This window comes from Syntrophomonas erecta subsp. sporosyntropha (assembly GCF_055395365.1).
Genome location: NZ_AP042459.1, coordinates 1,275,487 through 1,288,882, shown reverse-complemented (window position 1 = coordinate 1,288,882; position 13,396 = coordinate 1,275,487). Strand labels below are relative to the sequence as shown.

At 44.0% G+C, this 13,396-nt stretch carries 16 protein-coding genes; all 16 read right to left on the bottom strand.

The window, feature by feature from the left end; genetic code table 11:
- Positions 1-19 precede the first annotated feature (19 nt).
- Positions 20-379: a dihydroneopterin aldolase gene (gene folB, locus ACZ5Q0_RS06365; RefSeq protein WP_446818857.1), complete on the bottom strand. Its 360-nt coding sequence runs from the start codon at positions 377-379 to the stop codon at positions 20-22.
- A complete protein-coding gene (gene folP, locus ACZ5Q0_RS06360; RefSeq protein WP_447182271.1) occupies positions 372-1,565 on the bottom strand; it encodes a dihydropteroate synthase in 1,194 nt (397 codons plus the stop codon). Before folP ends, folB begins: the two co-directional genes overlap by 8 nt.
- A gap of 20 nt (positions 1,566-1,585) precedes the next feature.
- A complete protein-coding gene (locus ACZ5Q0_RS06355; RefSeq protein ID WP_446818859.1) occupies positions 1,586-2,110 on the bottom strand; it encodes an HD domain-containing protein in 525 nt (174 codons plus the stop codon).
- 259 nt (positions 2,111-2,369) lie between these two features.
- The gene (gene ndk / locus ACZ5Q0_RS06350) at positions 2,370-2,819 is read right to left on the bottom strand and encodes a nucleoside-diphosphate kinase (protein ID WP_446818860.1); all 450 of its coding nucleotides are present in this window, start codon (positions 2,817-2,819) and stop codon (positions 2,370-2,372) included.
- 18 nt (positions 2,820-2,837) lie between these two features.
- Positions 2,838-4,712 carry an ATP-dependent zinc metalloprotease FtsH gene (ftsH, locus tag ACZ5Q0_RS06345; RefSeq protein WP_446818861.1) on the bottom strand — a complete coding sequence of 625 codons (1,875 nt, stop codon included), beginning with the start codon at positions 4,710-4,712 and terminating at the stop codon, positions 2,838-2,840.
- Positions 4,713-4,806: 94 nt separating this feature from the next.
- Positions 4,807-6,186: a tRNA lysidine(34) synthetase TilS gene (tilS, locus tag ACZ5Q0_RS06340; protein WP_447182270.1), complete on the bottom strand. Its 1,380-nt coding sequence runs from the start codon at positions 6,184-6,186 to the stop codon at positions 4,807-4,809.
- Between the two features lie 133 nt (positions 6,187-6,319).
- The gene (spoIIE, locus tag ACZ5Q0_RS06335) at positions 6,320-8,803 is read right to left on the bottom strand and encodes a stage II sporulation protein E (protein WP_446818863.1); all 2,484 of its coding nucleotides are present in this window, start codon (positions 8,801-8,803) and stop codon (positions 6,320-6,322) included.
- A gap of 152 nt (positions 8,804-8,955) precedes the next feature.
- Positions 8,956-9,846, bottom strand: a complete 891-nt coding sequence (locus tag ACZ5Q0_RS06330) for a Ppx/GppA phosphatase family protein (RefSeq protein WP_446818864.1) — start codon at positions 9,844-9,846, stop codon at positions 8,956-8,958.
- A 78-nt stretch (positions 9,847-9,924) separates the two neighbouring features.
- The gene (locus tag ACZ5Q0_RS06325) at positions 9,925-10,371 is read right to left on the bottom strand and encodes a S1 RNA-binding domain-containing protein (protein WP_446818865.1); all 447 of its coding nucleotides are present in this window, start codon (positions 10,369-10,371) and stop codon (positions 9,925-9,927) included.
- Between the two features lie 82 nt (positions 10,372-10,453).
- Positions 10,454-10,735 (bottom strand): FtsB family cell division protein, encoded by a 282-nt coding sequence (locus ACZ5Q0_RS06320; protein ID WP_446818866.1) that lies wholly within the window; start codon positions 10,733-10,735, stop codon positions 10,454-10,456.
- Entirely contained in the window at positions 10,725-10,955 is a 231-nt protein-coding gene (locus tag ACZ5Q0_RS06315; RefSeq protein ID WP_446818867.1) for a helix-turn-helix transcriptional regulator, read from the bottom strand. The genes ACZ5Q0_RS06320 and ACZ5Q0_RS06315 overlap by 11 nt, the downstream gene beginning before the upstream one ends.
- A gap of 137 nt (positions 10,956-11,092) precedes the next feature.
- Complete coding sequence (gene yabQ, locus ACZ5Q0_RS06310) at positions 11,093-11,515, bottom strand: spore cortex biosynthesis protein YabQ (protein ID WP_446818868.1); 423 nt, start codon at positions 11,513-11,515, stop codon at positions 11,093-11,095.
- 58 nt (positions 11,516-11,573) lie between these two features.
- On the bottom strand, positions 11,574-11,843 hold the full coding sequence (yabP, locus tag ACZ5Q0_RS06305) for a sporulation protein YabP (protein WP_446818869.1): 270 nt from the start codon (positions 11,841-11,843) through the stop codon (positions 11,574-11,576).
- A gap of 140 nt (positions 11,844-11,983) precedes the next feature.
- Positions 11,984-12,226: an RNA-binding S4 domain-containing protein gene (locus tag ACZ5Q0_RS06300; protein WP_446818870.1), complete on the bottom strand. Its 243-nt coding sequence runs from the start codon at positions 12,224-12,226 to the stop codon at positions 11,984-11,986.
- A gap of 4 nt (positions 12,227-12,230) precedes the next feature.
- Entirely contained in the window at positions 12,231-12,503 is a 273-nt protein-coding gene (locus ACZ5Q0_RS06295; RefSeq protein ID WP_446818871.1) for an HU family DNA-binding protein, read from the bottom strand.
- Between the two features lie 120 nt (positions 12,504-12,623).
- A complete protein-coding gene (gene mazG / locus ACZ5Q0_RS06290) occupies positions 12,624-13,391 on the bottom strand; it encodes a nucleoside triphosphate pyrophosphohydrolase (protein ID WP_446818872.1) in 768 nt (255 codons plus the stop codon).
- Positions 13,392-13,396: the final 5 nt, after the last annotated feature.

Sequence of the window (13,396 nt, the reverse complement as noted above, 5' to 3'; positions counted from 1 at the left end):
TCAGGCTGCAGGGCAATAATTATCGCCTAGATCGTCGGATATTAACAGCAAAGTAATCGAAATCGCCGTTAACTGGAGCCTCCGGTTTATAAACAGTTACTTCTACTTCATGAATTAAATTAAACTGTAATACTACCCGGGCAATATTCTCTGCCAAAGCCTCAATCAGCTGGTAGGAATTATTTTCCACCAGGTGGCGCACTTTTTTATACACCTGGTCATAACTTACCGTTTTGTCTAAATCATCATTTTCTCCGGCTGCCTGCAGATCCAGAAACATTTGCAGATCAACCACGAAAGGCTGCGGGGTTACCTTTTCCTCAGGCAGTACCCCATGACATCCGGTAAATCGCAGACCCCGGGCTATAATACTATCCATTTTCATTTCTCACCGCATCAATCATATCCGCTATTCTGCGGCTTTGCTTAACATCATGTACCCGGATAATATCTGCTCCTCCCATTATACCCATGGCTAAGACAGCCAGGCTTCCTTCCAGACGATCATCGACTTCCAGGTTAAGGGTTTTCCCAATAAAGGATTTGCGGGAAGCCCCTAATAATACGGGAAATCCCAGGCTTCTAAAGTCTTCCATGTGCTTAATAATCAAACGGTTTTGGTAAACTTCTTTACCGAAACCTACTCCCGGATCGACGATAATTTTATCCTGACCTAAGCCGGCTTCTACAGCTTGCCTGATTGATTCGGATAACTCTGCTATAATATCGCTGATTAAATCCTGGTAGGGCTCTCCTGAGCGCATTTGCATGCGATTATGCATTAATATCACCGGAACCTGGTGGTTAACTAAAACCGGCAATAACCTGGCATCTAGCTGTAGCCTGCCAATATCGTTGATAATATTAGCCCCTGCTTCTAAACTGGCCTGAGCCACCCGGCCCCTAAAGGTGTCAATAGAGAGGGGAACCGCTTCCTTAGCCAGACGTTCTACAACCGGCGCGATCCTTTTTATTTCCTCATCCTCACTAGCCATAGCTGACTGGGGACGCGAAGAAGCTCCTCCGATATCAATAATGTCGGCTCCATCCTCAATCATCTGTAGAGCATGATCTACCGCTTTAACCGGGTCTTCAAAAAGCCCTCCATCAGAAAAAGAATCCGGGGTTACGTTTAGTATTCCCATAATTAAAGTACGTTTCCCGAATTCTAATTTTTTGTTATTGGCCAACTGCATAGTACGCTGATCAGGTTCTAACGCCTCAATAATACCCTGTATTTCCCCGGCCAGCTTCTCTAATCCGAAGGGCTGCACCTTTAGTTTCTTAATTAGCTGGCGATAATGGGTTAGAGTTCCCATCAAAAGGACATCCGTCTTACCCTCTAATGCGAACGCTTCCCTGCTTACGGCAGCTTCACCGCCCTTAGAAAGCATCTCTTGCTTTATGATATTAGCAGATCGAGAGCTAATGTCTTTAAGTTTAATACACCGGTATACCGCTTTCGGAACCATATAGGCATACCCGGCCGGGTCAACACCTATATCCCGCATGATATACCTGGCATCTTCCTGGTTTTTAATGAGTACTGCGTGATGTGCTGGCATATTTCCTCCAATAGTTTCATTTAGTATTCCAGAGTAGAAACACTGATCTCTTTGTTTTTTACCTTAGTACACTGGCTGCGGTATTCACATTCGCTGCAATTTCTGGATAGATTATCAGCCCGGTGTAGCCTCTCCCCCAGAAAACTCATATCTTTACTTATATTGCGATGTTCATAAATAGCCCGGCATATGATATCTACTTCATTAGGGTTAAAAAATGCCCGGGGCAGTATATCCCGTGCCAGTCGGGAACCATATACAGCATGATCTACTCCTGCTTTATATTCCTTCCATTTACCGATATCATGTAATAACCCGGCTGCGTAAATGACCTCTTTAGCAGCCAGCTTTCCAGTTAAACCACATTCTTTAATAAAATATTTAAGATCATTATGTTCCAAAACTAAGATATAGGCAATTCTAGACACATCCAGATGGTGGTGAAAATCATGATGACAAAACTTGGCTTCCCTTTCTTCCTCTTCAATACGCCGCATATATTCGTTGTATAGTGAATCATTGATTAGTAGCTCTACTCTTTTCAACAAAATTCACCTCAATATAATTTTTTCCTTTACGGGTATTTATATTATATTAAACGATCCCGTTAAAAATCCTTCCCTGGTTAAGGAAATTCCGCCTTTATCCACATAAATTATCTAATCATCACCTGGCCTTTATTGACCACTTTAAAAGTCTCATTTTCAGAAGTGAACGTAAATACTAGGTTTTATTTTATCTATTTATACACCCCCTCAGCCGCTTTTATCACCATAAGTAAAAAACCGGGTGTTAAGCCCGGTTTTATCCATATATCCATTTGTCTGTATCCCGCTGCCAATCAAGAATTTCCTCTTCTTTAAAAAAAAGCTTAATTTCCCGTTGGGCCGCTTCTGGAGAATCTGAACCATGAATAACATTAAAATTTATACTAGTGGCCAGATCTCCTCTAATAGTACCTGGTGCAGCCTCACCTGGATTCGTTTTACCCATCATGGTACGCATAGCCGTAATTACTTGCGGACCCTCCCATACCATAGCTACCACTGGTCCGGAAGTAATAAATGTAACCAGGTCTTTAAAAAAGGGTTTGCCCTGGTGCTCCTGATAATGTTCCTGAGCTAACTCCGGGCTGATTTGCATTAATTTCATTCCCGCCAGGTGAAATCCCTTGGACTGGATACGACGGATAATCTCCCCAGTTAATCCCCTTTGCACCCCATCAGGTTTTACCATGACAAATGTCCTTTGCAATGCAACTCCTCCTGAATATTATTCCCCGGGAGTATCCTCCTCAGATGATAAAATTCCCGGCAACGAACCTTCCTCCGGTTTATGATCAGCTACTTCCTGACCGGACATAATAGCCTCAAACTCATTAGCTTCCATGATTTCATTTTCCATCAGTTGCAGGGCTACCCGGTGAAGTTTATCTACATTCTCATTTAAAATATTTTCGGCCTTCTGGTAGCTATTTTCCATTAAGATACTGGCTTCCTTATCTATGGCATAGGCAATAGCATCCGAATAGTTACGATCACGGGATATATCCCGGCCTAAAAATACCTCCTCACTCTTATGCCCAAAAGTAAGCGGCCCCAATTCACTAGACATGCCATATTCCGTAATCATTTTTCTTACGATACTGCTGGCTCTTTCCAGGTCGTTCTGAGCCCCGGTACTGATATCATTAAGTATCAGGGCTTCAGCCACCCGCCCCCCCAAAAGGGTAGTCACCTCATCCAACAGGTACGATTTAGTGATATAATTACGATCCTCCTCAGGGAGTAAAAGGGTATAACCACCAGCTCTTCCCCGGGGGATAATAGATATCTTGTGTAATTTATCAGTATGCGGTAAAAAGTAGCTGACTATGGCATGACCGGCTTCATGATAAGCCACCAGTCGCTTTTCTTTTTCCGAAATAACCCGGGTTTTCTTTTCCGGTCCGGCAATAACCCGTTCAATGGATTCTTCCATTTCCTCCATGTTTATAATATTCTTATCCTTACGGGCAGCTAATAAAGCCGCTTCGTTGACCATATTAGCCAGATCCGCCCCGGTAAAACCCGGGGTACGCTTGGCCAGTATTTCCAGGTTAACATCATCATCCAGCGGCTTTTCTTGCACATGAACCTTTAAAATAGCCTCGCGTCCTTTGACATCCGGCTTATCAATTAGTATATGCCGGTCAAAACGCCCCGGCCTAAGCAAGGCCGGATCAAGAATATCGGGCCGGTTGGTAGAAGCCATGACAATAATGCCTTCATTAGTACTAAAACCATCCATTTCCACTAGCAGTTGGTTCAGGGTCTGCTCACGTTCGTCGTGACCGCCTCCCAGACCAGCACCACGCTGCCGGCCTACTGCATCAATTTCATCAATAAAGACGATACAGGGGGCATTCTTTTTAGCCTGTTCGAAAAGGTCCCTTACCCGAGCTGCCCCAACACCGACAAACATTTCTACGAAGTCAGATCCACTGATGGAAAAGAAAGGTACACCTGCTTCACCGGCTACCGCCTTGGCCATCAAGGTTTTACCCGTTCCTGGAGCCCCAAAAAGTAGTACGCCTTTAGGAATTTTGGCCCCGATCTGAATAAACTTATCAGGGTTTTTCAAGAATTCTACGACTTCTTCCATTTCTTCTTTGGCTTCTTCAGCTCCCGCCACATCTTTAAAGCTAATTTTAACATCCTCACCTGACATTAAGCGGGCCTTACTGCGGCCAAACTGCATAACCCGATTGCCCCCGCCCTGGGTCTGGTTCATGATAAAAATCAGGAAAGCAATTAATATAATAATAGGGAACAAAGTGGATAACAAAGACATCCACCAGGGGGGCGGAGGGGTCTTGGCAGTCTGATAATCCACCTTTTTTTCACGCAATAACTTGATTACATCACTTTCCCGCGATACAGTGGCCGTATAAGCAGTTCCATCTTTAAGTTTGCCACTGATGTTATAGACTAGTTCATCAACCTCTACCTGAGCAGTAGTTACCGACCCCTGTTCCACTTTGGTAAGAAACTGGGGTTCAGTAAGTTCAGCTGACTGCACATCTGAAGTAGAAGTCAATTTTATTGCAAAGAGTGCCAGCATAACTATGAGCACATAAATAGCAACATTTTTTAGGGCTCTGTCCAAAACCTTTCCTCCCCTTTAATTACTAGAAATTTCCGTCATATTGTAGCATACCCGCCAATTCATTTCAATCTGACTACTGTCGACTAATTGTATACTACCTAGTTTTAGCGTCAAACTCCCTTTTTATCACCAGAATGTTGCTAGTATTCCTAGTGACCTTAGCTGGGGGTGACACCTGATAGCCCAGGATAGCATAAACCTCTGACCCGGCCGCCACCAGAGGAATCTGATTACGTTCCCACCGGGGAATTTTTAAATCGATAAAGAGCTTCTTAATTTTTTTGCGCCCTTTACCGGAAGGCAGGTGTATATAATCTCCCTCCTGGCGTGATCGTATAAAAAGCGGTTTGGTAATCTTATTGGCATCTAGGCAGATTATATCCCTGCCTGGTCTTTCCTGATACCTTTCCCGCATGGATATGGTAATTCTTTGGCCGATTTCCTTAATATATACCTCTCCGGGTACTTTTAAGGCATAACAAAAGGGTGGATAATCTGGCAAACCATAGCTAAATAAAAGTTCCTGGTAGACACGGTTTACTTTTACGCCCCTTTGTAAATGAAGAACCAGGCTTGACCCTTGTACCTCTAAAATCTCTTGTACCCTTTCCACATCAGCCAACGACCAATCGGTATAGCCAGTTAAGTGATAAAAGGCCTGCCATATCAGACGTTTCTGATAAGCAGGATGGAGCCCTTTTAGTACATTGATATCAAGGCGCAGCATATCCTGACTATGCTCAAGAATCACCTGGGGCCATAGCCGGATTACGTCTTTTTCCATTATATCATTTTCCCAACGGGCAATTTGCGCCAACCCATTCAAAATTTCCACCATACGGGGATTATATTCTTCCTTAAGAAGCGGGATAAGCTGGTGGCGAATACGGTTACGCAAAAAAGAAGGGTCCATATTACTAGCATCCTGACAAAAAGGAATTTCCTGCTGTTTAACATAGGCCTCGATTTCTTGCCGGGTAATGCACAACAGCGGGCGAATGATATCTCCGGTTACCGGCAACATCCCCCGCAACCCCTTAATCCCACTACCCCGAATTAAATGAAGCAGTACCGATTCGGCCTGATCATCCTGATGATGAGCAGTGGCAATAGACTGGCATCCCTGTTCATTTTTAAGCTGCCTGAAAAATTGATAACGGCAGATTCGCCCCATATCTTCTAAAGATCTCTTTTCCTGTGCGGCTAGCTTTTCTACATCTACCCGGCGAGAATAAAAGGGAAGCTGCCATTGCTGGCAGCTTTTTTTTACCATTTCCTCTTCCTGATCTGCTTCCGGACGCAGCTGGTGATTTAGGTGAGCCACTACCAACCGCAGGTTCATTTCTTCTCTTAAGGGCAGAAGTAAGTGAAGTAGGGCCATGGAATCAGGCCCCCCAGAAACTGCTACTATTAGAGCATCATCAGGCTTAATCATATTTTCCTGCATTATAAAATCTTTAACTTTTCTAAGCATAAACCACTTTCCCGACCATGATCTTAATATAATGCTACCCAAAATACAGGTTCTGTCAAACCCTGTTTATAAAAACAATCCTGATTCATCCAGGAAAATAATCCAGCCTTAAAATCCCCGGTAATCTAGTTAATTAATGGGGATAATTCAGATCCAGTCGGGCACAAACAACAGTCATATCATCCCGGGGTTTACCATGGCATAGCCCCAGGGCTTTGTGTAGAATCATCTCCGCAATCACCTGAGGATCATTCTCATCAATGGCGGACAAAAATTCCTGAATCCACGCTTCTCCATAATTACCACGATTCAACTCCACCACCCCATCACTAACCAATACTATAATATCCCCCGGGCACAGGGAACGTTTTTCACTGATTACATCTACTTCATCCATAATACCGATGGGCAAAGAGTTGGAAATAACCATTCCTACCCTCTTGCCCCGCTTAATAAAGGAAGGAGCACCGCTTATTTTAACAAAATCTACTTGACCCGTATATAAATCAACCATCACCATGTCTAAAGTAGCAAACATATCTGAACTAGACTTGAGCAGTAAAACTGAGTTTATCGTTTTAAGAGCCAGTTCCCGCTCAAAACCACAGCTTAATAAGTTTTCCAGCAGCCTTACCGCCGCCTGGCTTTCGTTGCAAGCACTTTTCCCTACTCCCATCCCATCACTTAAGGCTATTAATTCCTTACCCTCTTTGAGAGTAGCAATGGTAAAGCTATCCCCACAAACCTCCTCTTTCCCTACCTGAGCTGCCCCGCTTACTACCCGGTAGCTAAAAGCCCGGTTTAGGGTAAACTCACACGGGACCTTGCCCCGGAAACGCGGACAATTTTTTTCGCATACTTCCATCCTTTCCCCCAGTAAGCTGGAAATAACCCCTCCCCATTCTTGCTCACACTGTTCTCCATTAGCACAAGATACTGCCCTAACGGAAAGATACAGCTGATCACCTTCCATAACCGGGGTAAAATCCTTAATCCCCTTTAGTCCCAGGCGCTGGCTTTCCTGGATAAGCTGTTCCCGCAGTTCAAAATCCACCCGAGTCCTAACATCGATCTCTTTAGCCAGGTCCTTAATAATCTGACTGGCTCCCTTCATCTGTTTAGAGACTAGCTCCCGGGACTCACCCAAGCGCTCTGACCAGTATTCATTCAGTCTTAAATGGTCAAATAAATAATTAACTGTATTCACCAACTCCCGGCCGTAAATACAACGGCGACGAAATTCTCCCGGACATTCTTCATAAATAATTTGCCCATGAGTTTCTGCCAAGGTAAATAAATCCATGATCTCCTGAGAAGTACTATAAGCCTCTCTTCCCCAACAGTTCTCATGACGTGAGCACTTTTCACAGAAACCATGGGAGATTTCGTCAAACAGGTAACTTAAATAGGCCTCATGCTGCCCACCCGGCTTTATGGCCGCCTGTACACTAAAAGTGCTGCTCAATTCTTCAAATACCCGGGCCAGGTTCTCAATGCGTTCACGAGCCGCCTCTTTTAACCTGGCATCCATCATCTGCAGATCCTGCGGGGGGATATTTTTAGCCATTGCCCCGGTACAGCGGTATGGTACCTTTTCTTTTAGCCAGCCGGACAACAGGAAGAATAGGGCACAGGCAATTATACTTTCCCACATACCCAGAATAGTAGCCTGGGTCTCGGAAATAAACAGGGTTAAACCCAGGGTACCCAGCATAAATCCCAGCATAACCCCCAGCCGTCCGAAAGTGCTAAAAAGGCCTGCTAATAGGCCAGACACCGCATACATCCCCAGACTCTGGGCAAATACCCTGGAGGTAACCGAAGGAATAATGCCAGTCATTACCCCTACCATAGTCCCTCCCCCAGCTCCCCACAGGGAAGCGGCTACCAGAATACCTAATCGGCAGATTATACTGCTGATGGAAAAGCCCGCTACCATGATCCCCTGCAGGCCCATCACCATCCCAATACCCAGAATCATAAAGGCCGCCATATCTTCAAACTTAAAATCAACCAGCGGAGTTTTTTGCCTGATAGCATCATTACATACCATAAAAACAAACACTAGTACACCGGCTATCAAGGCTTCGAAAACAATTACCATCTGGCTATAGAAGGAAAATTCACTTAATAGTAAAAAAATACTCTTGCCTAATAAAATAGATGCCACCGCCGTAAAAGGCAGGCCCCACCACAGCCTTTCCCGGGGAATTTTTATATAGCTAACTACCCCCACCAGCATAAATAAGGTTAGAGTGTTAACCCAAAAATTTAACCCATGAACAGTAGTTGCCAATCCCAATATACTGAACAAAGCTAGAAGCAGAGCTCTTTCCCGGTAACGATAACCAAAGGCGGCTACATAGGCATAAACAAAGGGCAGGAGTTCGCCTAGCACAAAAGCCCGGGCCAACAATAAGGCCCCTATTCCTAAAATCAGGTTATCTATGGTCATAATTTCCCCGGCCAGGTTTTTAGCACCTTGTACCAGAAAAGCCTGCCCCTTTCGGTACCATCCCTTCACAAATGGTAAGACCCGGTGCTTTCGGGCTGACCGGCCCGGCAAACTGCTATCAGTTATTCTCTGATATGGATAAATTTCCACTCTTTCCAGCATAGCTATCCTCCTATCTATAGGTCTTGTCCACCAATTATAGCAATAGCTATGGAAAAAAAATGTAAATTAAGAGCAGGGTCTTTTTTCTCTTTTATACAAAATTCAAGCTGGTAGGGATCTTTATCTCTTTTCCTCCCTATTTTGCTATACCTTTATACATGTTTTTCATAATCTGACCTATACATTGACCATATTAGGCCCTCTAAAATATCGCTTTCACTGGCGATGAGTTCCTGGCGCTCTAAGAAATCCATTATCTTTAACAATATCAAAGCACCCCAGGGTATAATATCAGCCCGCTCCGGTTGTAATCCCGGCACCTGCATTCTTTCCGGAAGCGTCATTCCCGCCAGTCTAGCCTGCAGGTCACTTACCTCCAGACGGGTTAAAGTCTGCCCATGGACTTTATCAGAGCAGTATTCAAGCAGACCCATTTTAATAGCTACCAGAGTAGTAACTGTTCCTCCTACAACAACCAGGGGGTGCTTTAAAACTTGCTGCCGGTTAATAGCTAAACTATATACAATTTTACCGATATCCTCAGGCGACATGTTTTTTTCGGCGGCCCTTACCGCCCCTATAGGCAAGGAAAGTGAGCATTTTGCTTCCCCCTCTAACATAAATTCAGTGCTTCCTCCCCCTAAATCTACCACTAGAGGACTATTTTTAAGGGCTAACCCCTTTTTTACCCCCAGATAACTAAAGCCGGCTTCCTCCTCCCCGGAGATCACCTCCACTTTGATCCCCAAATCTTTCCAGGCACGACTAGTGAATTGAGAGCGGTTTTCCGCCCCTCGAACTGCACTGGTAGCTACCACCTGGTAACCGTCCACCCCCCAATTCTTTATAACCTGAAAAAATTCTTTTAACCCCATCAGGGTTCTGTGGATAGCCGCTTCCTTCAATTGCCGCGAAGCACCTACCCCTTCTCCTATACGTGTAGTAATCAACTGCCGGTAGCAGGGTGTAAGCCGGTCGGTTTGGACATCAGCAATAAGTAACCGGCAAGAGTTAGTCCCCACATCAATGGCTGCATAACGCATCTTTTTCACCACCTGATATATAAATTAAGGCAGTAAAAAAGCACTTCATCAGAAGTGCTCTTAAAAGGCCATAACAAATTAAGACCGATTCCTTTTTCTGGGTTCCATTCGATTTTTCAGGGGTTGCATACGTTCATCGCTTTCTTTAAGGAATTTAGCAATCATATCATCCAAGTTGCCCTGACTGCCTTTCCCTCCGGATGCACCTACCTGATTGCGGTTATACCCGGCACTGTGGCCGCGGCTGTGCGAAGCATCCCTACGGGGCGGTTCTTTACGTTCCACCGCTTGTTTAATAGAAAGGCCTACTTTCTTACCTGCTACATTAAGTACTTTTACCTTTACGCTATCCCCCTCATGAACGAAATCCCTAACATCCTTGACATAGGTATCAGCAATTTCCGAAATATGAACCAATCCTACTACCCCACCCGGGAGTTCAATAAAGGCTCCAAACTTCGTAATTCCTTGTACCTTGCCCTCCACTATGTTACCGGGCACAATATTGGTTTGTTCGGTAGGCATAAAAATTAAGATCCCCCTCAATTGGTACTATGTTAATTGTATATAATGCCGGGATAGTAGTCAATATGCATCTAGGATCCATTTACGGATTTACTGTCGGGACCAGCACCTGCTCCCCTTTTTTAACCATTCCCAGCTTTTCACGGGCTATCCTCTCCACTTCCGCCGGAGAGTCTACCTTCTCGATTTGTTGGGTTAATTTACGGTTCTGCTGCTTTAGTTCAATTTTCTGTTTCTCTAAAGCCTGCTTACGTTCATTAAGCTCATAAATGGTCTTTGCTCGAGGAACGATGGTAAAAATCATGAAGCTGCATAACAGCCCTACTAGCACTATTTTTACCGGTGATTTTTTCTTACTCGTCACTACCGTCCTCCCCTTCAAAAATTCCTAATACATCACCAGGAAGCACAATAACTACCTCATAGCCCTTGGAACGGGCTCGGTTAAAAAGCGTAGCAATAGTACTAGCACTTATCTTAAGGATGCGAGAAATCTCTTCCGTGCTTTTCCCCATCTCCTTTAAGACTACTACCTGCCGCTCTCTAAAACTAAGTTTTTCAGCTCCCCGAATTTCAATCTTCATTCTTTTTATCCACTATCCACAACTTTTCAACAATTTGTTATCCACATTTTATCCACAATCTGTGGACAAAACTATTACTATATTTAATTTCGGGGCTAATTTAAAAAATCCTGCCTGGGGATAAGTCTATTAATAACTTAGTTTTCGTCCGGAGGCGGCTCTTTTCTCCCTTTAAACCATAGCCGGATCGATAACCGCAGGCGTTTTACCGGCCTGATGACTCCTCTAACCACAAAAGCCAATCCCTTTATAAATCGATCAGCAATAGTTTTCATACTATTATCAAAGCGATTGGCAAAATAATAATGATACATGATAATACCCGTTAGCAGGGCAATTAATACATATACCCGCATCTCACCCTGGTTAATAAACAGCATGGCAGCAAAAACCACCACGATCATCAGCAACCACAATAGGAAATCCATAAAATAAAGCGGCCCTCTCCCTATACGGGCGCGCCGGACAATGGATTGGTACAGGTGAAAGATAGTACCGGTTACTATCCCTAGTACCATAGTTAATATAAAGGACTCCACCTGATAAAAAAGTCCTGGCAAACTATCCCCCCTTAGTTTGGGAGTTCATTTTAAAAATTTAACCATAATGATATTGTTTTTACTTTAAGAGCCGGTTAATTATATTCTTGCTCTTAGCTTTTAAATCTGCTCCCTGCTCTTTATATTCGAGACTATGCACATTTCCCTCCAGGGCAACATTCCCTTCGTCCAGGTTAAGTTTGGTAATATGCAAATGTTCCCCTATAATTACCAAAAAGCCCATACCGGTTTCCAGAATAATCTCCTCTTCATCAAAGTTATTAACATTGACCACGCCGGTCAGTTCCATATGGCCGCGGTTTACCAGTCTTAATGAATGCTCTGCCATCGGATGCTCGCCCTCCTCGTTGTCAGCATGTTGCTGATAAAAGATATGCAGCTATCTCCCCGGGTATGACAAGAATGTCCAAAATAGCAGAAATACGAAAAATCGCCTTGCTTATCACAAGGCGATCACGACAGTCAAAGTTATTTAATCATACGGTATAGATTTTTAGCTTCTGCTGCTTTCACATTTTCCTGAATATCCAGTACCTCATAAACCGTAGATCGATTTCCCACCTGAATAGTAATCTGGTCCCCGGTTTTAATTTCAGTTGAGGGTTTGGCCACCCTTCCATTTACTAAAACCCTCTCATTAGCTGCAAACTCTTTGGCTAAGGTCCGCCGCTTAATGATTCTGGAAACTTTCAGGAATTTATCCAGTCGCATAATTCTATTCTAGCGCGTCTTTCAAAGCTTTCCCTGCTTTAAAGGCAGGAACTCTGGTCTCAGGAATATTAATCTCCTGTCCAGTCTGCGGGTTTCGGCCTTTACGAGCCTGTCTATAGCGAACTTCAAAGGTCCCAAAGCCTATTAATTGAATCTTTTCTCCCGCTTTTAAGGTGGCCTCAACCGTATCTAAAAATGCGTTAACTACTTTTTCTACATCTTTTTTAGTCATACCCGTGCGAGCGGCTACTTCCCCAATTAACTCCGTCTTATTCAAATAGCTATCCCTCCTTATAAGGATTAATTCAGCATATAATGCCTATTCGCTGCTTTTTGGCATTATCCTTTTTTTTAGGAAAAAGTTATCAATTAGTCTTTATTCCCTACACCAGCAGGCTTACAAGCCCCTGGATTTCGCTTCGTCCCAATAGGCATCCATTTCCTCCAGGGTTACTTGCCCCAGTTCCTGTCCATTAGCCTTTATCTGCTCCTCTATGTACCGGAAACGACGAGTAAATTTATCATTAGTAGCCTGTAAAGCATCCTCTGGATCAATTTCCTTTATACGGGCAATATTAACCAGAGCAAATAGCATGTCCCCCATTTCCTCATGAAGATCCTTTACCATATGGGCCTGCCTGAATTCATCAACTTCTTCTTTAAACTTATCTAAAGCCCCCTCTACCCCAGGCCAATCAAACCCTACCCGGGCCGCTTTAGACTGTAGTTTTTCCGCCCTCATCAGGGCCGGTAACATAGGAGGGATCCCTTCTAAAAGGTATTTTTTACCCTCTTTCTTTTTAAATCCTTCCCATTTTTCCATAACATCTTCACTGGTTGACAGGTTCATATCCGCAAATACATGCGGATGGCGATTAATCATCTTAGTTTGAACCCCTTCTACCACATCGTCGAAATCAAAATAGCCCTCCCGTTGGGCAAGGGCAGCATGAAATACAACCTGTAACAACAAATCTCCCAGTTCCTCTTTAAGCTGGCCCATATTACCTGTTTTGATAGCATCAATAACCTCATAGGATTCTTCAATTAAGTAACGGGTTAAGGACTGGTGGGTCTGTTCCCGATCCCAGGGACAACCGTCCGGGGCCAGGAGCCGGTCCATTACTTCTAAAAGCCCGTTAATAGCTGGTTCTCTTTTATTCATGACAA